This window comes from Paenibacillus sp. ACRSA (assembly GCF_022346845.1).
Lineage (GTDB): Bacteria > Bacillota > Bacilli > Paenibacillales > Paenibacillaceae > Paenibacillus.
Genome location: NZ_JAKRNP010000011.1, coordinates 16,995 through 36,758, shown reverse-complemented (window position 1 = coordinate 36,758; position 19,764 = coordinate 16,995). Strand labels below are relative to the sequence as shown.

17 protein-coding genes are annotated in these 19,764 nt (G+C 45.8%); 13 read left to right on the top strand and 4 right to left on the bottom strand.

All coding sequences use genetic code 11. From position 1 onward, the window contains the following. Positions 1 to 70: 70 nt before the first annotated feature. Positions 71 to 1,051 (bottom strand): metal-dependent hydrolase, encoded by a 981-nt coding sequence (locus MH215_RS23675; RefSeq protein WP_239293593.1) that lies wholly within the window; start codon positions 1,049 to 1,051, stop codon positions 71 to 73. 471 nt (positions 1,052 to 1,522) lie between these two features. Here MH215_RS23675 and MH215_RS23670 point away from each other — a divergent pair, with 471 nt between their 5' ends. Further along, on the top strand, positions 1,523 to 2,134 hold the full coding sequence (locus tag MH215_RS23670; protein ID WP_239293592.1) for an SCO family protein: 612 nt from the start codon (positions 1,523 to 1,525) through the stop codon (positions 2,132 to 2,134). Positions 2,135 to 2,242: 108 nt separating this feature from the next. Here the strand turns inward: MH215_RS23670 and MH215_RS23665 are convergent, their stop codons facing one another. Together MH215_RS23665 and MH215_RS23660 are read right to left on the bottom strand one after the other, a co-directional pair. Beyond that, the gene (locus tag MH215_RS23665; protein ID WP_056702325.1) at positions 2,243 to 2,590 is read right to left on the bottom strand and encodes a toprim domain-containing protein; all 348 of its coding nucleotides are present in this window, start codon (positions 2,588 to 2,590) and stop codon (positions 2,243 to 2,245) included. Between the two features lie 167 nt (positions 2,591 to 2,757). Beyond that, on the bottom strand, positions 2,758 to 3,939 hold the full coding sequence (locus tag MH215_RS23660; RefSeq protein WP_239293591.1) for an MFS transporter: 1,182 nt from the start codon (positions 3,937 to 3,939) through the stop codon (positions 2,758 to 2,760). Between the two features lie 214 nt (positions 3,940 to 4,153). Between MH215_RS23660 and MH215_RS23655 the strand changes: the two genes are divergently transcribed. The 11 genes from MH215_RS23655 (at position 4,154) to MH215_RS23605 (ending at position 17,531) form a co-directional block, all read left to right on the top strand. Next, positions 4,154 to 4,609 (top strand): ATPase, encoded by a 456-nt coding sequence (locus MH215_RS23655; RefSeq protein WP_239293590.1) that lies wholly within the window; start codon positions 4,154 to 4,156, stop codon positions 4,607 to 4,609. Between the two features lie 240 nt (positions 4,610 to 4,849). Beyond that, positions 4,850 to 5,995, top strand: a complete 1,146-nt coding sequence (locus tag MH215_RS23650; protein ID WP_239293589.1) for a transglutaminase domain-containing protein — start codon at positions 4,850 to 4,852, stop codon at positions 5,993 to 5,995. 105 nt (positions 5,996 to 6,100) lie between these two features. Beyond that, on the top strand, positions 6,101 to 8,125 hold the full coding sequence (locus MH215_RS23645) for a peptidoglycan D,D-transpeptidase FtsI family protein (RefSeq protein WP_239293588.1): 2,025 nt from the start codon (positions 6,101 to 6,103) through the stop codon (positions 8,123 to 8,125). A gap of 284 nt (positions 8,126 to 8,409) precedes the next feature. After that, on the top strand, positions 8,410 to 10,377 hold the full coding sequence (locus MH215_RS23640; protein WP_481857482.1) for a peptidoglycan D,D-transpeptidase FtsI family protein: 1,968 nt from the start codon (positions 8,410 to 8,412) through the stop codon (positions 10,375 to 10,377). Positions 10,378 to 10,633: 256 nt separating this feature from the next. Further along, complete coding sequence (locus MH215_RS23635; RefSeq protein ID WP_275446312.1) at positions 10,634 to 11,578, top strand: metal ABC transporter solute-binding protein, Zn/Mn family; 945 nt, start codon at positions 10,634 to 10,636, stop codon at positions 11,576 to 11,578. A gap of 72 nt (positions 11,579 to 11,650) precedes the next feature. Further along, positions 11,651 to 12,436 (top strand): metal ABC transporter ATP-binding protein, encoded by a 786-nt coding sequence (locus MH215_RS23630; protein WP_239293664.1) that lies wholly within the window; start codon positions 11,651 to 11,653, stop codon positions 12,434 to 12,436. Between the two features lie 3 nt (positions 12,437 to 12,439). Continuing rightward, a complete protein-coding gene (locus MH215_RS23625) occupies positions 12,440 to 13,402 on the top strand; it encodes a metal ABC transporter permease (protein WP_239293587.1) in 963 nt (320 codons plus the stop codon). Beyond that, positions 13,402 to 14,274: a metal ABC transporter permease gene (locus MH215_RS23620; RefSeq protein ID WP_239293586.1), complete on the top strand. Its 873-nt coding sequence runs from the start codon at positions 13,402 to 13,404 to the stop codon at positions 14,272 to 14,274. The genes MH215_RS23625 and MH215_RS23620 overlap by 1 nt, the downstream gene beginning before the upstream one ends. Positions 14,275 to 14,594: 320 nt before the next feature. Continuing rightward, entirely contained in the window at positions 14,595 to 15,344 is a 750-nt protein-coding gene (locus tag MH215_RS23615) for a Cof-type HAD-IIB family hydrolase (RefSeq protein ID WP_239293585.1), read from the top strand. Between the two features lie 54 nt (positions 15,345 to 15,398). Next, positions 15,399 to 15,839 (top strand): DUF456 domain-containing protein, encoded by a 441-nt coding sequence (locus tag MH215_RS23610; RefSeq protein WP_056702865.1) that lies wholly within the window; start codon positions 15,399 to 15,401, stop codon positions 15,837 to 15,839. A 63-nt stretch (positions 15,840 to 15,902) separates the two neighbouring features. Next, positions 15,903 to 17,531, top strand: coding sequence for a putative polysaccharide biosynthesis protein (locus tag MH215_RS23605; RefSeq protein WP_239293584.1), 1,629 nt, complete (start codon positions 15,903 to 15,905; stop codon positions 17,529 to 17,531). A 201-nt stretch (positions 17,532 to 17,732) separates the two neighbouring features. Here MH215_RS23605 and MH215_RS23600 read toward each other — a convergent pair whose 3' ends face one another. Beyond that, the gene (locus MH215_RS23600; RefSeq protein ID WP_239293583.1) at positions 17,733 to 19,004 is read right to left on the bottom strand and encodes a DUF2515 family protein; all 1,272 of its coding nucleotides are present in this window, start codon (positions 19,002 to 19,004) and stop codon (positions 17,733 to 17,735) included. Between the two features lie 116 nt (positions 19,005 to 19,120). Here MH215_RS23600 and MH215_RS23595 point away from each other — a divergent pair, with 116 nt between their 5' ends. After that, a complete protein-coding gene (locus tag MH215_RS23595; RefSeq protein WP_239293582.1) occupies positions 19,121 to 19,465 on the top strand; it encodes a thioredoxin family protein in 345 nt (114 codons plus the stop codon). The last annotated feature ends 299 nt before the right edge of the window (positions 19,466 to 19,764 follow it).

Here is a 19,764-nt window from a genome sequence, read left to right as displayed (position 1 = left end):
GAGCGGAATGCTCCGGGCTTTCGCGCGGTTTAGTTCCTATCTTGATTGTGCCCTTCTTGGCACACTTTCGTCAAGAGCGTGCCGACAAAAGTTTTTTATCCATTTTTTCGTCACTTAACCAGCCCACATACGTGTCGATGGTTTCAAAATTTCGATCCATGACAACGACAGCGACAAATGGATATTGTTTGCGGTGTCGATAACGGACATCTGCCCAGCGGACTTTGTATCCGGCAGGTAATTCCTCAACCTCAGCTACAGCATACGATGTGAAGTACAGGAATGCTTGCACCTCAGGTGACTGACGAGAAGCAGCTACCGCTGCATGAGTAGACGAAGAAGCTTGCAGATTCCAAGTCAGGTCAGAACGATCTAATTTTCCAATCTCATAGCGATCATCTGCATAACGCTTCACCACATGCCAACGATTCCAGGATATGGTGGGTATAACGACATAACGAATAGCATCTGTACTGTAATCCATTCGTTTTATCTTAGAGACAGCCTGTGCGTGCGCAATAATCCGCCAAATATAATACAAGCCGATGATGATATATAGCGTGACGAACAATGGAGCAGGTGCTACAACATCAAAAGCCCAGAGCAAGATTGCTACGACATGTGAACCGAACAGAAACGGATCAAAAATATGAATGATATTCCACGCGATCCACTTATCCGTAAATGGTCTCGCCGCTTGGGTACCATACGTATTGAACAGATCCGTAAATACGTGTACACAGACCGCCACAGCCGTCCATATGGCAACATGTGCAATAGCGACACCAGGGAAGATCAATGCGATTACACCTGTAATGAGCAATGTCCATAACAGGAGAAACGGCAGGGAATGGGACATCCCACGATGATTTCGAATATACAGGGAATTACTTTTGAGACGCAGCGCAGTATCAATATCAGGGGCTTGTGAGCCAGCGATCGTACCGACCATTACCGCTGCTGCAAGCATGGGGCTTGAGGCTACAACAGGATCAACATAAGCTAGCCCAGCCAAACCAATGCCCATGACAAAATGTGTAGAAGTATCCATAAACGTCTCCTTTGTTGTGTAGATCGTTCTCGTCAAACTAATTGAACAACCTCTAATCATTCTCTATCTAGGTGATACCCATCTATAGTGTATATTATCCGTCTGCCAAGAAGCAAAACAGGTCAACTGCAAAACAAAGGCCAAATTAATATGCTTTTTGTTCGATATTTGTACAAGCATCGCTAATTCCTTTGGAATTTTCTGTGATAAACTTTATATCGGATAAAGAGAGGAACGGCTTAACCATTTCAAGCGGCATGTTCAAAAAGTTTCGTAGGCATGTTACAGAAGAACATGTACAATAGTAGAGTGCTCTACAATAGGTGGATTTTCTCGACATACATAATTAAGGAATAGGCCGTCATTTATCAACGTGATTACTTATGGGGAGCAAGAACAAAGTTTAAGCCATTTTATTTCATCCTATGTATGCGTCTTCATTGTAACGACAAGGGAGAAAGGAAGAGGATTATGTTCAAAAAGTATATATGGACATGGATATTACTCGCATTAGCACTCGTTATGGTTGTATATCTGATGTGGGGGAATCTGTTTGCAGGCAAGGAGAAATTACCCGAAATTCGAGAAATCCAATCCTTTTCTATGGAAAATGTAGATGGGAACACCGTATCGCTTGAGGATACTCAAGGGAAAGTCCGTTTATTCTACTTTTATTTCACCAGTTGTCCAGATGTATGCCCGATAACGACATTTACGCTTTCTCAAGTGCAAGATCTGTTGAAAGAGGACGACACATTTGGCAATGACGCTTCGTTTGTATCCATATCGTTTGATCCAGAGGTGGACACGAAGGAGAAGATTAAGGAATTTGCCGATCGTTTCCATGCCGACTATAACGGTTGGTATTTCCTCCGCGGGGATATGGAAGAGACGAAGAAATTCGCCAGAGAATCCTTTCAGATTCTGATTGAGGGTGAGACTATAGATGACTTTGCACATATGAACCTGATTGGTTTGGTGGATCGAAATAATCAACTGCGTAAGATTTACAGTGCAGGCGCTACAAACGATGTTGATCCAGCTGTAATCGCAGAAGATATTCGCAATCTAATGAAGGAGTAAGCAATGAGCTGGTGGGGTACGGGGGTATCTCATGAAATGTATAACAATCAAAGGCACCGCCCAGATCAAACACAGATCTGAGCAGGTGCCTCTTTGTATTGGGCATATTTAAAATGACGGCTGTTCAGGATATTGAATATATGCCTCTAATCCCGCCTTTTCTAACTGAGCAATGATGTATTCATCCGGTGTTCCTTCTACCCCCGCATAACCACGTCTGGTGTACATCTGCTCCGCATCCGGAAAAGCATCCCGCAGAACGCCTCTGATCTTCTTGCCAGAGCTGTCATTATCCATAAACAGATAGACTTCATCATAACCAACCTGCTTTTTAAGCGTCTCAAGCTTTAAGGAATTCAGTGTTCCAAACGTACACAAAATGTTGATCTCAGGCCCAACCAATCGTTTGAGTTTGCTACGATCATTCTTACCTTCCACGATGACATGAATAGGCATCATATTCACCTCTTGTTCGAGAGCTTGTGTCGACATTCCCCGGGAAATGTTGTCGCGGAAATCGACGGATCATATATAGTGTAGCTGTAAATAGGGGAATGATGCAAAGGACTAGCAAAAAACAAACTCTTGCAGGGATTTATGTTAAATAAACGTCTATTATCATATTAACCCAAAACACTCTTGGGGTCAGACGCTGACAATGAAGCTTCTCGTCTGGAAGTGAAATAAGGAAGCAGAAGAATACCAACCATCAATAAGATGAATCCGATAAAATAAGGAGAGACTCCCACACGAATCTGTCCAGCTGCGATCGGACCAATGAATGATCCGATGGATGTTGCGATGGATTGCAGAGAGAAAATTCGACCTAGCTTGTTGCCACCGCTTAGCCTAATAAACAGGGTTGCCATTGCAGGAAACGTGATGCCCTTGGACATCCCGAGTACAAACAGGACAGTGGGCAAAGGCAACTGAGGAATAGCTGCTAAGGCGAAGAAGCAAAGGGACATCAACAATACACCTACGGTTACACGTAGCTTAGGTGAATATCGGTTAAGAAATAACATACTCAATGTAAATAAGGCTCCGATACTAATGATGGAAAATAGAAGTCCTGTAGACATGATGGAGGAATGGCCGCCTCCTCGAAGAGGCAGTTCAAAGAACAGGATACCTTGGGCACAAGCTATGACAAGTGGCAACGCAAAATAACGCCAGGATACGGGTAGAAACACCTTTTTGCTCTCAGGTAAATGACTTGGCTGGGCAGGCTCAGTTACCTTCTCAGGCTGTGGCTCAATTAACCCTTTGGGCATGGAGAAAAAGGCGATAACACCTGTCAGAATGAGCAAATAACCAAGGCTTGCAAAGGTTGCCGAAAATCCCATACTACCTACGATGAGTGCTCCTGCCGCGGGAGATACAACGGATGCGAGTGTATGCACTACACCATGACCAGACATATACTTGCCCTGGATAACCGGATCACGAGACAACTGAGCTAGCAGAGCTAGACAGGCAGGAGATAGAAAGGCGAGCACAAACCCGCTGATGGAGCGAAGTGCGAGCAGCTGCCAGGGGGTGTGGATCTGGGCTTGAATGAGCAGAATGATGCCCGCACCTAACAGGCTGAACACAATGTAGCGGCGGCTACCGTGTTTGTCGATTTGCGTGCCAGCAATGAGATTACCAGGTAAATGAGTCAAGGAGTAGATGCCCATCATCCAACCGATGAATGTTGGAGCTGCCCCGAGCGAAATCGCGAATGGCGTCAGGATTGGATACTGGGCATGCAGATCAAAAACAGCAAGAAACAAAAATAAATAGAGCCATATGGCCGTTTTCACAAAAGCCCCTCCTTGTTAAACGATGCATGTTCATCGGTGGTGTATCATGGTATTCGCGTATATCACGCAGAACCTCATGGTACTACTTGTACGCCCGGAGGGACGAACTTAGACCCTTTATTTTTGCACATATAGGCTTAGCTGACAGCAGGTTCGGAAATCATGTATAATATTCGGGAAGTGTGTACTCAACTCTAATTCGGAAGGTGTAGTCATGGACATAGAAGTAATTAAAGAGTTTGTGATGCAGAACTGGCTTGTGATCGTTGTCGCATTGATCATTTTGTTCTTTGTTCTGAATGTCGTCAAAACGGTATTGAAATGGGCGATTGCCATCATCATTATTGCGGCTCTACTGATATACAGTGGTATCTCCATTGACCAGATCAAACAGACGGTAACGGATGTTCAAAGCAGTACGATGGACACATTGAAGAAAGAAGCAACGAACCTTATGGTGAACGAAGCGTCTAAGGCGACCTATGCCAAAGGACAGAATGGAGAATTCACTATTACAAGTCCCAATGTAGAGATTAAAGGCACTGCAGGCTCGGACAAAGTTAATGTCGTGCTTCGCGGGATCTCCCTGGGAGAATGGAATTTGGACAACGAAACGATACGTACCTTTGTTGATAAAGCTAAAGGGAACGTAACAGCACCAGCTTCTTAGAGGTTGTTCAAAAAGACCGATGTTGATTACGAGGGATGCCTTGCGGCATCTCAGCGTCGAATATGGAATTCAGCCGAAATAAGCGGGATGCTTACGAAGCTTGTTTCCTTCGGAAACATGTAGTTGCTCACGTAGTTTGATCTACGCTCCGCTACTCCATTTCTAGCTTTATTCCATCTTCTCGGTACTGAACACCGTCCTTTTTGAACTCCAGCTTCTTAGTAAAGGGGGAATGAATTCGTGCTGCAAAGTTGGCTGGACAGCCTGAGGGAATTCAACGGTATCACCATTGTGCTGTTGTTAATTGTGGCAGCTTCATTGCTGCAAGGGTGGTCTAGAGGAGCATCGCGTTCCGCAGGCAGACTATTTGGTTTCCTCATGGATGGTATTATGGTGGTCATCAGTATTCTGCTGTCTGTTGGTCTGACGTTATGGCTGGCGCCATATGTTCAGCAATGGCTGTCTACGTATGCCGGGACGATCCCTAACCGAGATTTGAATCGCTGGGAGCAGATGTATTATACATTAGTTACAGCCATTGCTGATTTTCCGTTGATGCGGTTCGCTGTGTTATTCGTTATTAGCTATGGATTTATCCGGTTGATTCTCGGGTTTCTTTCGTCCTTTTTTTATAAAAGGAATGATTCGGCAGATCAGGAGAGCTGGCCGAAAGGCTTCTTTAGCCGTGTAACCGGTGCAATCATTGGTGCGATTATCGGCTCTGCACGGGGGATGATTGTCATTGCCATTTTATTCATGATTGTGAGCCTCTATCCAGGCAGCATGTTCAGTCGTTACGTGGAGGCTTCACCGATCTACATGCAAGGAGCCAAATCTGTGATTGAGCCATTGTCCGGCAATCTGATCAAGGACAAGCTCCCTGTATTTACCCAGGCTGTGCAGAAAGAACTGGGTGGTATTCTACAGCGGAAGTATGATGTTATTGATCATAATATCCCGGCTGACATCGAGTCTGCGGCACAGGAAATTGTGCAAGGCAAGTCCGCGGAGGAAGAGAAGGCGCGGGCGCTGTATGATTGGGTAGGTTCACGAATCGAGTATGATTACGGCAAAGTAGACGATTATGAACAAAAAGGCATTTGGCATGAGCAAACGCCGCAAAATACGTTTGATACGCGTAAGGGTGTGTGCATCGACTATGCCCGCTTATACGCGGTGATGGCTCGATCACAAGGGCTTGAGGTTAAGGTTGTAACAGGTCTTGGCTATAATGGACAGGGCGGTTACGGCCCACATGCATGGAACGAGATTTATTTGAGTGATTCCCAGAGCTGGATTCCACTGGACCCGACATGGGCAGTGAGTGGTGACTGGTTCAATCCTCCGAATTTTGCCGATACCCATCTGAAAGATCAGACAACATAACAATACACCGGGCATGATCCGGATATGACGACGTTGCCAAGTTATCATGCCGTGAGTAAGTTCGTTTTACACGGTATGCACCAAGTCATGAAAGAGGTAGGATGAATGAACAATCATTCAAAAGAGAAGGATGAATTTACGGATAAACGGCGTTTTAGTTACCGTATTAACGTATTTTTCTTCGTTTCCTTTGTTATTTTTAGCGTAATTATTGTACGTTTGGCGTTTTTGCAATTTGTTGAAGGGCCAGAACTCAGTCAAGAAGAAGCCAGCAACATTACGAAGGATGTTCCCCTTGCTCCGGTGAGGGGTACGATCTACGATTCAACACGTCAGGTGAAGCTGGCATATTCGAAGCCAATTCAATCATTATATTTAACGCTGTATAAAAACTATGGCGACGTAGGTGGAAAACCGAGTCCGTATATGCCAGAAGCGGAAGATATCGCTACTCGGCTTCATGATGTGTTTGAGCAATACAAAACCAAAGACTCTGAATCACTTACCGTGGAAAATATCATCGAAGAGATGGATTTGAATTCGCGTAAAGCCAATGGGTTTATGCCACGTTTGATTAAGAGTGATCTGTCCGAAGAGGAGGTCGCTTATTTCCTCCAGCATAAGGATGAGTTCAAGGGCATCCAGATTGTGGAGGAAAGTGTACGATACTATGACCCAGATACTGTAGCTGTTCAGACAATTGGTTATTTGAAGAAATTCAAAAGTTCCAAATCACTCGACAAATATCAAGCGATTGACGCGGCGAACAAAACACAGAAGGATCCAGGTCTCGTATACACAGAGAATGAGTTTGTAGGCTTCGATGGACTTGAGCTTCAATACCAGGATGCTCTGCGTGGTAAGAGCGGATATAACTCGGTGGACGTGGACTTGCGGAACTTGCCAGAAGGTGTAGCGGGGACGACCCCTCCCGAGAAAGGCTATGATCTGATTGCCAGCATTAACAAAAATGTTCAAGTGAAGACAGAGCAAGCGATATTGGATCAGCTCAGTTGGCTTCACCGTAATCCGGTGTCGGGTAAGTTGCACCCTAATGCCAAAACGGGGTATGCGGTTGCGATGGAAGTAGACACTGGTAAAGTTGTGGCTGCCGCCAGTATGCCAGATTACGATACCAACGTATGGAGAACCGGAAGTATTACGAATGAGCAGTACGATAGTATTAAGTATGTCTATTTAAATGGTACGATTCGAGGATTCCCACCAGACGACTCCAGAAAGAGGGCGGAATCGGTTGTATTGCTCGGTTCCACGATCAAACCACTTAGTGTGCTGATCGGTTTGAAAGAGGGCTTTATTACAACAAACACAGTCTACCCGGACAGGGGTTCAACGACGTTTGGTGGAGATAATCGTAGAGTGCAGAACTCAGGCGGTCACGTGTACGGTCTGCTACGTCCTCGTGATGCCATTCGTCACTCCTCTAACACATTTATGATTGATGAGATCGGTAAAAACTTATATAGTCGTTATGGTGCCAAAGGTATTGATGTGTGGAATGGGTACATGGAACAATTCGGACTAGGCGTAAAAACGGGCGTTGACCTACCAAGCGAATATGCTGGTCTTAAGGATTACAACAATGATGACGAAAGTTCGCTTACTCGACTTGTATATGCTTCCTTTGGACAACAGGGTAAATATACAGCCATGCAGCTTGCTCAATATACAACGATGCTAGCTAACAAAGGAAAACGGATGGAGCCTCAATTAGTGAGTGAGATCCGGGATTCGGAAGGTAACATTGTAGAGAAGATCAAGCCGAAAGTGCTGAGTACTGTAGATTTCAATGATGCCTATTGGAATGAAGTGCAGCGCGGTATGGCAACAGAGGTTTCGGCCTTTAGTAGCTTCCCGTATGATTTTGCAAGGAAAACAGGTACTTCCACGCAGGTTGTCGGCGGTAAAAATGTTGATAACGGGGTATTTATTGCCTATGCTCCTCGCAACAATCCTAAGCTTGCAGTAGCTGTTGTTATCCCCGAAGGGGGCTTCGGTTCAAGCAGTGCAGCACCTGTTGCACGTGCAATCTTCGATGCGTATGATGAGGAGTTTGGACTGGACGGAGTTCCGAAGAAAAAGCAAAATGATGAAACGGATACGCAGTAACTACGTATCAGTTAGTATTAAGAGGTTCCCTCTAGGGAGCCTCTTTTATTTTTGATATCGTCCAATTCTACAACAGTTACGGTGAAGTGGACTTAAAGACATAGCGCATGTAAGACTGTTTTTGAGATTGTTCATGTTGTTAGTTATTTGGTGTATTACCAATTTATGCGATCTATTCACCTATGACGAAAATGTAACCAATATTTGGGGGACATTGTGGGTTACCTTTGATAAACTCATAGAAGAACAGCGAATATGAACGTAGGAACGGAGAGGCTTAATACATGTTTAACCGATGGAAAAAGAGCAAAATGGTTACGGAAGATCCACCTGTTAATAAGCTATCGAGCGCAAGGCTTAATATGTTTTTTTTCGCAGCCTTTGTCATATTTAGCATCCTGATATTTAGGTTAGCCTTTGTACAATTTGTTGAGGGGCCTGAGCTCACCTACATGGAAACGAGCCGTAACACGAAGGATATTCCACTTGCACCCGTGCGTGGACCAATCTATGATGCGACCGGAGAAGTGGCATTGGCATATTCCGTGCCTGTACAGTCTCTGTATGTGATGTTATATGAGGACTACAGTAGAGGAGCGAGGCAAGAAGAAGCGCGGGAGTTAGCTGATGATCTGGCAGGTGTGTTCCAACAGTTTAACCCAGGAGATCCGGAGCAACCGGATGCAGAAGAGATTATTAAACGCTTGGATCTTGAATCCCAGAAGGCGCATGGATATACGCCAAGGCTCGTAAAGTCGGATCTGAATACGCAAGAAATTGCTTATTTCATGGAAAAAAAAGCAGAGTATCCAGGGGCGATGGTACTGGAGGAGAACGTACGAAGATATGATCCTGATGGAGTTGCCGTTCAGGCCATTGGATATACGAGAGAGTTCAAGGGACAACAGCAAAACTCAGAAAAGTATAAAAAAATTGGTGAGGCTGAAGCGACGGAGCGTGACCCTGGGCTTCGCTATACCCAGCAGGAGAATGTTGGGGTAGACGGTCTGGAATTTCAATATCAGGAAGTGCTTCGGGGACGCAGTGGTTACCAGTCGATCGACATCAATGCCCGTAATTTGCCAGAGGGTGCGATGGAGCAGACGCCGCCGCAGAAGGGCTATAGCCTGATCTCCACGATTAATAAGGAAGTTCAGCTGGCAGCACAGGAGGCTATCACCGATGAACTGCGCAGACTGCCTAAAGCGGTTACTGGTTATGCAGTAGCGATGGAAGTGGATACGGGCAATGTCGTAGCCATGGCGAGCATGCCGGACTATGATCCAAACGATTGGGATTATGACAAAATTAAGTTTGTGTATCGTAACGGAACGATGGCTTCTTTCCCACCGGACGATTCGAGAAAGAAAGCAGAATCCGTTGTACTACTTGGATCGGTTATCAAACCGCTCAGTGTATTGATCGGCTTGAAGGAAGGGCTGTTTACAGCTGGACAGACCTATTTTGATCAGGGTTATGCAATCTTAGGGAAAGACGGAAGACAAGTGAAAAACTCACATTCCGCATACAATGGGCACATCACGGCGAGACGAGCCATTGAGAAATCATCGAATGCCTTCATGATTGATATGGTGGGTAAACGATTACTGAATAAGTATGGCTCGGTAGAAGGTATTAATAAGTGGGATGAGTACATGAAGGATTTTGGCCTTGGCGTATCTACGGGTGTAGATCTACCTGGTGAGTTCTTGGGACGATTGGAATACAAGGAGGATCATGAATCTGGGCTGACGCGTTTGGCTTTTGCATCATTCGGCCAACAAGCGAAGTACACCACACTTCAGCTTGCCCAATATACGACGATGCTTGCCAATAAAGGTAAGCGGATGGAGCCACATTTGGTGAAGGAGATCCGTGATGCGGATGGTAATGTGGTCAAGAAGATCCAACCCAAAGTATTAAACGAGGTCGAGTTTGCGGATGCATATTGGAATGAGGTACACCGCGGGATGGTGACAAAGGTAAGCTCATTTGATGGATTTGCCTATGATTTTGCTCGGAAAACAGGAACCTCGGAGCAAGGCACGGGGCCGAATAAAAAGGAAAATGGCGTGTTTATCGCTTTTGCACCACGGGATAATCCAAAACTTGCGGTAGCAGTCGTTGTACCCGAAGGGGGATTTGGTTCGGTTAGTGCCGCTCCAGTTGCCCGCAAAATCTTTGATGCCTACGACGAAGTGTATGGTCTAAACGGCATTCCCAAAGGTAAGAAGGATGCTGAGCAACAATAAGGTTTGGAGGAAATAAAGATTCCTCCGTGGTAGGAAAACGTGTGAAAGATACATTCGAGGTCATGAGCCTAAATAGACGGCTTACAACTGATGTAGGACAGGCAGGGGAAATTTTCCCTTGCCTTTTTATTTTTCATCGGATAAAATTTGCACAAGGGAAACATTATTAGCTTAGATTAAATTTTAATACCTTGTACAACAAAATTAGATGTGGACAAATATTTTAGGAGAAGGAAAGGGGTTGTCTAGATTGTTAATGGTGAAGATGAGGAGTATTCAACGAGGGTTTATTACACTTGCGGCGTTGGCGTTAATTATGGTACTTACTGCTTGTTCAAGTGAGGCGCAGACCGGCAGTGATGGGAAAGTGCAAGTAACAGCAACGACTGGAATGATTGCGGATGTCGCACGTGAGGTAGGCGGAGCATATGTTGACGTTACCGGATTAATGGGACCAGGAGTAGATCCCCATCTGTATAAGGCCTCCCAAGGAGACATCCGTAAGTTAGAGCAAGCGAGCGTGATCTTGTATAACGGATTACATCTGGAAGGTAAGATGACAGATATTTTGGAGAAGATGTCCAATAATAAAATCGTTACAGCTGTAACTGAAAATATCCCTGTTGAAGAATTGCGTTCTGGTAAAGAAACGGGTGGTACCGAATACGACCCTCATGTCTGGTTTGATGTCGGTCATTGGATTCATGCGACAGAGTCGATTCGCGATACGTTGATTAAGGCAGATCCAACGCATGAGGAACAATATCAAGCTCAAGCCGAGGAATACTTAACCCAATTAAAAGCATTGGACGAAGAGGTTCGTCAGCAGATTCAAGAAATTCCGGAGGCAAGTCGAGTGCTCGTCACCGCCCATGATGCATTTGGATACTTCGGGCAGGCTTATGGCATGAACGTCATGGGACTGCAAGGGATCAGCACAGCAGCGGAATATGGTGCAAAAGATGTCAGTGAACTGCGTGATTATCTTGTAGAGAATCAGATCAAAGCTGTGTTCGTAGAGTCGAGTGTACCTGCAAAAGCGATGGAAGCTATTATTGCTGGAGCGGCGGAAAAAGGACATACGGTCACCATTGGCGGCGAATTGTTCTCGGATGCCATGGGTGCTGAAGGTACGGAGGAAGGCACATATATCGGTATGATTCGGCATAATATCCAGACCATTGTCGAGGCATTGAAGTGATGGAAGAAGGATCAAGAGAGGAGTGGAACGTGAATGAACAAGTTAACATCATCTAAAAATTCTCTTCATGGCATGACGAACAATCATGCTCAACAGGAAAAACAGTCTGCAACAGCTCCTCTCAGTGTGAGAGATTTGGCAGTCGCTTATCATAAGAAACCTGTTCTAAGCGGAGTATCCTTTGATATTCCGGAAGGTCAGCTCATCGGAATTCTCGGCCCCAATGGAGCAGGTAAATCAACCTTAATCAAAGCAGTGCTCGGGCTGGTTCCCAAAATGCATGGGGATGTACGTATTTTCGGGCAATCCTATCGTGAGCAACGGAGACGGATCGGGTATGTTCCGCAAAGGGAGTCAGTGGATTGGGATTTCCCTACCCATGCGCTGGATGTGGTGACGATGGGACGTTATGGTCATCTGGGTTGGTTCCGTCGCCCAGGCAAGAAGGAACGTGATCTGGCAGCCCATTGTTTAGAGCAGGTCGGCATGGGCGACTATATGTACCGTCAGATCAGCCAGCTCTCTGGCGGCCAGCAGCAACGGGTATTTCTCGCACGCGCGCTGGTTCAGGATGCAGATCTATATTTTATGGATGAACCGTTTGCCGGGGTTGATGCAACAACAGAAAAGGCGATCATATCTTTGCTGGAGCAGTTGAAGCAACAAGGAAAGACTGTGCTTGTTGTACATCATGATTTGGCAACGGTGGAGGAGTATTTTGACCATGTGCTGTTGTTAAACGGACGACTTGTAGCAGGTGGACCTACTCATGAAGTATTTGTACCGGATACCTTGCAAGAGACGTACGGAGGTCGGATCGCGATGATCGGAAGTCGGGCGGAGAAAGGTCAGGTGTAAGACATGTGGAACTGGGTACTTTCCATTCTGACGGATCCGAACACACGCTGGATACTTCTCGGATGTTTATTACTGGGATTCAGCAGTGGTATCATCGGTTCCTTTACCTTTCTACGCCGTCAGAGTCTCATGGGTGATACACTTGCACACGCAGCTCTGCCAGGTATCTGTATTGCCTTTATGTTGACAGAGACTAAATCGGTTGGACTCTTTCTGTTTGGTGCTCTCGTTGCTGGAATTATAGCTACGTTTGGTATTTCGTGGATTACAAGGTATTCCCGCATTAAACAGGATGCGGCAATGGGGATCGTGCTTACTGTATTTTTTGGAATTGGCGCAGTAATGTTGACTCGTATTCAGCAAGGCGCGGGTGGAAGTCAGAGTGGACTCGACAAATATTTATTTGGTCAGGCAGCTTCCATGGTCATGACGGACGTGTATGTGATGGGCGGCGTTTGCTTGGTATTGTTAATCGCTTGCCTCGTATGGTTCAAGGAGTTCAAGCTGGTGAGTTTCGATCCCGGCTTTGCTAGAGGTATGGGATTGCCTGTCGCTATGCTAGAACAGCTTATCCTACTATTGACTGTTATTGCGGTTGTTGCAGGCATACAGGCGGTAGGTGTGGTTCTTGTAGCTGCTCTGTTGGTTACTCCGGCTGCAGCAGCACGCTGCTGGACAGATTCCCTCGCATTAATGGTAGTGCTCGCAGGTTTATTTGGAGCCCTAAGTGGTGCGACGGGTACGGTATTCAGTACAATGGTTCCGAATCTTCCAACAGGTCCTGTGACTGTACTAGCGGCGACCGTTTTGTTCGCAGGCTCTGCCTTACTCGCTCCGCGCCGAGGATTACTTGCTCGTCGCTTGCGAAGTATTCAAGCCAGGTCAGCATACTTGAGAACAGAGCATGCTGCCGTTCAGACACTCTCTGCTCAGCGAAATGGCCAGCAAGAACGGGGGGATGTGTAATGGCTACGTTTTGGATTATTCTAACGGCAATTATGGTATCATCAGCTTGCGCAATTTTGGGTTGTTTTCTGATCCTGCGTCGGATGGCACTAGTAGGAGATGCCATTAGTCATGCGGTACTTCCCGGTATTGCAATCGCCTTTTTGTGGAGTGGCTCCAGAGATTCGTTATGGATGTTACTCGGTGCAACGATCTTTGGTTTGTTAACTGTATTTTTAATCCAGAGTCTACAGTCCGGGGGGCTATCATCCGATGCTTCCATCGGTATTGTATTTACGGCTCTATTCGCAGTAGGTGTCATCTTGATCAGTCTGAATGCTCAGCATATTGACTTGGATCTGGACTGCGTCCTATTTGGCGAGATTGCCTATGTGCAGTGGGATACACTGATGATAGGTGGTACGGATGTTGGACCCAGAGCAGTATGGATGCTGGGAATTACGTTGTTGGTCATCCTGGTGGTTATTGGGCTGTTCTATAAACAGTTCAAGCTATGTGCCTTCGATCCAGCACTGGCGGCTGCCTGTGGTATTCCTGTAGTGGTGTTCCATTACTTGCTCATGGGACTTGTCTCCATGACGTCTGTGGCTTCATTTGAAAGTGTGGGCTCTATTCTCGTTGTAGGTATGTTGATTGTACCCGCGGCAACAGCGTATCTGTTAACCGATCGACTTGGCAAAATGATTCTGTACAGCGTGCTGGTTGGAGCTGCTTCCTCGGTTGGAGGCTACATCATGGCTTATATGTTGGATGCTTCCATTGCAGGGTGCATGGTGGCGGTTGCCGGTATTTTATTTGTACTCGCGCTGCTATTGTCTCCGAAACACGGGATTATCTTCCGTTATGCTCGCCGTAAATTTGCTACACGTTAATGATGAAGATAACTTTAGATAAAAAGAGTTCAAACGTCTGCTAATGCAGGCGTTTTTTTGTTGCGGAGGAAACGAGATCTGACTCTGAACACCTGGTTTAACTCATGTCATTCATCGTATTTCTTCTATAGGATGACAGCTTCATAGCTTCATGATGTTTACATTGATTCATATTGGTTATTTTGTTGCATATGGATGATCTGTGGTAAAATGTCGTTAGCTGTGACGTCCGGGGCGTCCGCTTGTGCGGATACCGGGCGATCTTTGTGTGAAAGTATGTTGGATGGGAATAAAGAGAGACAACTGAGGAGGAATACAACATGAGTGAACTGAAATACAAATTGCTAGCACTTGATATGGATGGAACATTGCTAGATGATAATCATGAGATTACACAGGAAACGTCCAAATGGATCAAAATTGCGATGCGTCGCGGCGTACATGTATGTCTATCTACAGGAAGAGCGGTATTCCATGCTATGCCTTATGCGGTACAGCTTGGTTTAGAGACGCCGATGATTACCGTGAATGGTAGTGAAGTGTGGAAAGCTCCGAATGATCTACATTTCCGCCATCTGATGGATCCGTCATTAATCCGCAAGCTGCAACAGATTGGGGAGAAATATAATAGCTGGTACTGGGCATACTCCGTGGAAGAGCTGTTCAACCGTGATCGCTGGACAGACAATATCGAAAGCTTGGAATGGCTGAAGTTCGGATATACCACTGAGATTGACGAAGTGCGTCACCAGATCATGCTGGAACTACAGGAACTTGGCGGTCTGCAGATGACGAATTCTTCACCTGTAAATATTGAGATTAACCCGGCAGGCATATCCAAAGCGAGCGGTGTAGCTGAAGTGTGTAAGTTGCTTGGCATTGAGATGTCTGAGGTAGTCGCGGTCGGCGATAGCTTGAACGATCTAGCGGTTATTGAAGCTGTAGGTCTAGGCGTAGCTATGGGGAATGCCCAGGAGCAAGTGAAAGAAGCGGCAGATCTCATTGTGGCGAGCAATAATGAAGATGGCATCGTTGAAGTCATCCGTGAACATATTTTAAAGGGGGAGTAACCTTTGCTCGCAACCGTTGGTTGGATTTTAATTGTACTTCTGTTTGCAGTAGGCATGGCGGGAACCGTCTATCCAATCTTACCGGGTGCTGTAGCGATATTCTTCGCATTTCTGGTCTATGGATGGTTCTTTAGTTTTGACCCGTTTGGTGTATGGTTCTGGATTACTCAGATTTTGATCGTCGTTGTGCTGTTCGTGGCTGACTATGTCGTTAGCGCCTGGGGCGTTAAGAAATTCGGCGGTTCCAAACTATCCACCACGTTAAGTACGATTGGTGTAATCATTGGTCCATTTGTCATCCCGGCGTTCGGGCTTGTACTAGGCCCATTCCTCGGTGCCTTTATTGGGGAACTTATCGGAGGATCATCTCCTTCCAAAGCGACCAAAGTTGGTTTTGGTTCCGTGGTGGGACTGTTCACAAGTACGGTGATGAAAATTATTTTGCAAATCGTCATGATTGTGCTCTTTATTATCTGGGTGGTTCGATTCGCATAGACATTAGCGAGTGCGAGCGTCATCTGGGTGCACGTCCGTGTGGAGGAAAGAAGGGGAATTGGTTTGTCTAAGAAGGAAACATTTATTAAGGGGACGCTCATTCTAGCGGCAGCAGCGCTCATTGCAAGGGTGCTTGGTCTTGTGCAACGTGTGCCGCTTGAGCATATCCTCGGCGATATCGGTAACGCATCGTTTACCATTTCCAATACGGTATATTTAATGCTGTTAACAGTTGCTACGGCGGGTATACCAAGTACGCTGAGTAAAATGGTATCCGAACGCTACGCACTAGGACGAGCAGGCGAAGCACAGCAGATCTACCGAGCAGCCCTGATCTTCGCTGCTGTGGCTGGTGTTGTTATGTCGACACTGCTGTGGTTTGCCGCACCGTTCTACGCGACCCATATCTCAAAGGTACCGGAATCCGTTAGTGCCATTCGTGCTCTAGCACCAGCCTTGCTACTCTTCCCAGCGATTGCCATGATGCGTGGTTATTTCCAAGGTCGAGGCAACATGACGGCTGGCGGTATCTCACAGATTGTAGAACAATTTGCCCGTGTAGGAACTGCCATTATCGTGGCCTACATTATGCTGCAATGGAATTATGATGATCAGACAATTGCTGCGGGTGCTTCCTTCGGTGGTGTATTCGGAAGTATTGGTGCTTTTGCTGTTATGCTGTACTTCACTTTGAAATTACGTCGTAAAGATCGTGAAGCCCAGTTTGAAATGGAGCGAGCTCAGCAATTGCCGATGCGCGGCATTTACGCAGATATCTTCAAGCTGTCTATTCCGATTGTTCTATCATCGCTGGCGGTTCCTGCAATTAACTTCATTGACTCATCCCTTGTCGTTCCATTGCTAAGTGGTCGTAATGGATTAGAAGAAGCGACAGCCGTGCTTGCGATCTTGGGTGCGAAGGCACAAAGTATTGCGGGTATTCCGCCGATTTTAGCCATCGCCTTGAGTCAATCATTGGTGCCGGTTATCTCGGCAGCATTCGCTCGTAAGGATGAGACTCATCTGAAGAATCAGATTACGCTGGCATTGCGTATTTCGATTCTGACAGGTATGCCTATTGTTATTGCGCTCTGTACTGCGGCGTATTCTGTGAACGGATTATTATTTAGTTCATTAGATGGAACACCGATTATTGCGTTGCTTACCTTCGGTACCATATTCCAGATCACGATGATGACAACAAACTCCATCTTGCTGGGCGTAGGTAAACCACGAATTACGATGATCAGTGTAGCTATAGGGGTAGTCATCAAATTGGTGGCGAGTCTGATTCTTGCACCGATCTTTGGCATTTATGGCATCATTATTGCTACAGCGCTATGTTTCTTAGTGATTACGTATCTGAATCTCCGAGTGCTGAGAAAAATAGTAACCTTCTCAATCATGGGTGATCGTTGGAAAGGGTTCCTGTTGACTGTATTGCTTGCTGCAGGTGCTGGCTTCGGCACAAACTGGTTAGGAAATATGGTCTTTAGCTCATTCTTACCATCCCGTGTATCGTTCCTGATGACCTGTCTGGTTGTTGGTGCACTGGTTGTTGTTATCTATCTTGTACTCTTGATTGTACTGCGTGTGCTGCGTAAGGATGAGCTGGGAAGTTATCCACGTATTTTGCAAAAGGTTTTACGTCCACTGATGCGTCTGCAACGTGGAGTAGAGCAACAAGGGTAACCGGGTTGTAACCGGTCATATGTCCTAAACTTAAGGCCTGCCTTTAACCAATATCTAAGCGTTGCATATAAGCCTGTTCGCTGTATTTATTCAGTGGACAGGCTTTTAGGTATGTGTACCAGATATGCTCGAAGGAAGAGAAAGCAAGCTCTGGATATAGATTGCTTTGCTATGTTGTTTCTTAATAAGATGTGATGATACTTAATGTAATAAAGTTTTGGCATCATGAGCGGCCGCAGTTTTGAGCAACCCATATCGGTGTTCGTGACTTATCTCGAATAGCCATGGTCGACGTGGTGCGGTTAGATGGCCAAGGCAATCCCTACTCTGGAGCCAGTCCTGTCTTGTAATCGGCTCATAGGGTGTGTCCTGCCACACAGCGAGTAACTCAGGGCTGTACAGTCGCTGACCCTCTGGAAGCCATTCCAGCTCCAATAATTCTTTGCTATAAAACTCATTCTTTCCAGCATGCTCCTCGTGGGCTGTGAACAAGCCTGGCCAATATTCAGCACGCGATCCGCGATGGGGTACGGAACGGGCGAATTCTAGTACTTGCGTCAATACTTGCTGGGTACCGAACAGCATAGCATACAGGCTTTTTCCAAACATAATACGTTCATCCAGCTTGCTGAAATGTTCAATGACTCGACCCGTAAGTCCTTTTCCACGTCCGAGTGGGAATACGATATGGTTGAGCCCAGCCAGGTTATGCAGATGAAAGGCAGGCTTGGACAGCACTTCTTTTTTGAAATAAGGATGCTGCACAACCCGGCTCTCAATATAGTTCTGCTCATTAATAATTAATGCCACACTAAGCAACGAGCTGCATCGTTCCAGCCAAAATCGCTCCCAAAAGGGAGTCATAAAGACGGAGATATGGAAGTGTGGGAGTAGGTGGAAACAACTTCGTCCCAGTCTTCGGCTATTCATATACAACAATAATTGAGGGTAGGCATCTTGGAAGATAAGTGCGTTACAACGCTCAATCATGCGATACATATGTTCTCGATCGGTTTGACTTTGTAGGTTGTGCATTAGACCACTCTGTAGATCTGTCATATGGTATCCACCGTTGCGTGAAACCATATGAGCCAGCAACGCCCAATGAAGCTCAGGATACTGTTCATAACATTCTAGATAGGCCGCTGTGCGGGTAATATTACTTCGATTATGCTCCGCCGTCAGTCTATGAATTTCTTCTAAAATAATGCAGTCCTCTTCACATACAATCGCGCTCCGGGCATGTCTAGTGGCAGCCGATTCCGTTCCAGGCAATAATCGTTCAACTTCTTCTTGCAAGGATTGAGCGACATCAGATTGCCAAGCCAAATCACGTAAAGGATGACGTAGTTGATTGGAGGCTTGCCACGCCGCCTGTTTGCCACGCCAGACCTCCCTCGCCGCAACAGGAATGGAACGCACAATGTGAAAAAAGGACTCCAGTGGAGGCGAATCTGTTTTGTGAGTATGCATTGCTCGTCATCCTTTCTCATGATTGCTCTAACCTCAGTATGTACTGAATATTTGACTTCCACTCGGCAATTTGCTTCACTTAGGTTAAGACAAGGAAAAGAAAGGAAGATGTGATCATGGAACAAATAATTTCCAAATCTGAATTCGATGTTGCGATTCAATCTCCGAGATTGACCGTAGCTGTATTTAAAGCCGATTGGTGTGGAGACTGTAAGTACATCGATCCATTTATGCCTGAGGTAGAGGACAAGTATGCTCGTGAGCTGACACTGGTTGAGGTTGACGTTGATCAAGTGGGGACGGTTAGCGAAGAACAAAACATCCTCGGCATACCGAGTTTTGTGGCGTATACAGATGGACGCGAGCTGGTTCGTTATGTGAATAAGCTTCGTAAATCTAGAGAAGAAATTGAGCAGTTCCTTGATCGAGCTGTTGAAGTGTATAAAACGATCCACAAATAAAAACAATCCATTTTAAAGGTTACATATGTTAACAGCCACTTTTCCATCATCGGAGAGGTGGCTGTTGGTATGTTCGTTAAAGTTCAGGAGACACTATTAAGATGTGAGTGTGAACCTATACATACCGTTTTCATACAATTGCAGAAGCATGAAATGAACGCCTTGTGTCTAAAATTTGAATTAAAATGACCTTCTGGTCATTTTTTAAACAGACGTTAACATTTTGTCACAAAGCGCGGCGTCAATGACACTTTTATCCGGTATAATGAGTTTAGTTGTGAATTATGTGTCAAAGTACT

Excerpts from the sequence above, each read along its gene's own strand:
- MH215_RS23630 (WP_239293664.1), top strand. The coding sequence starts at position 11,651 with ATGACGAACAATCATGCTCAACAGGAAAAACAGTCTGCAACAGCTCCT.
- MH215_RS23635 (WP_275446312.1), top strand. The coding sequence starts at position 10,634 with ATGGTGAAGATGAGGAGTATTCAACGAGGGTTTATTACACTTGCGGCG.
- MH215_RS23640 (WP_481857482.1), top strand. The coding sequence starts at position 8,410 with ATGTTTAACCGATGGAAAAAGAGCAAAATGGTTACGGAAGATCCACCT.
- MH215_RS23610 (WP_056702865.1), top strand. The coding sequence starts at position 15,399 with ATGGCGGGAACCGTCTATCCAATCTTACCGGGTGCTGTAGCGATATTC.
- MH215_RS23665 (WP_056702325.1), bottom strand. The coding sequence starts at position 2,590 with ATGCCTATTCATGTCATCGTGGAAGGTAAGAATGATCGTAGCAAACTC.
- MH215_RS23595 (WP_239293582.1), top strand. The coding sequence starts at position 19,121 with ATGGAACAAATAATTTCCAAATCTGAATTCGATGTTGCGATTCAATCT.
- MH215_RS23615 (WP_239293585.1), top strand. The coding sequence starts at position 14,595 with ATGAGTGAACTGAAATACAAATTGCTAGCACTTGATATGGATGGAACA.
- MH215_RS23625 (WP_239293587.1), top strand. The coding sequence starts at position 12,440 with ATGTGGAACTGGGTACTTTCCATTCTGACGGATCCGAACACACGCTGG.
- MH215_RS23670 (WP_239293592.1), top strand. The coding sequence starts at position 1,523 with ATGTTCAAAAAGTATATATGGACATGGATATTACTCGCATTAGCACTC.
- MH215_RS23675 (WP_239293593.1), bottom strand. The coding sequence starts at position 1,051 with ATGGATACTTCTACACATTTTGTCATGGGCATTGGTTTGGCTGGGCTA.
- MH215_RS23600 (WP_239293583.1), bottom strand. The coding sequence starts at position 19,004 with ATGCATACTCACAAAACAGATTCGCCTCCACTGGAGTCCTTTTTTCAC.
- MH215_RS23655 (WP_239293590.1), top strand. The coding sequence starts at position 4,154 with ATGGACATAGAAGTAATTAAAGAGTTTGTGATGCAGAACTGGCTTGTG.
- MH215_RS23645 (WP_239293588.1), top strand. The coding sequence starts at position 6,101 with ATGAACAATCATTCAAAAGAGAAGGATGAATTTACGGATAAACGGCGT.
- MH215_RS23620 (WP_239293586.1), top strand. The coding sequence starts at position 13,402 with ATGGCTACGTTTTGGATTATTCTAACGGCAATTATGGTATCATCAGCT.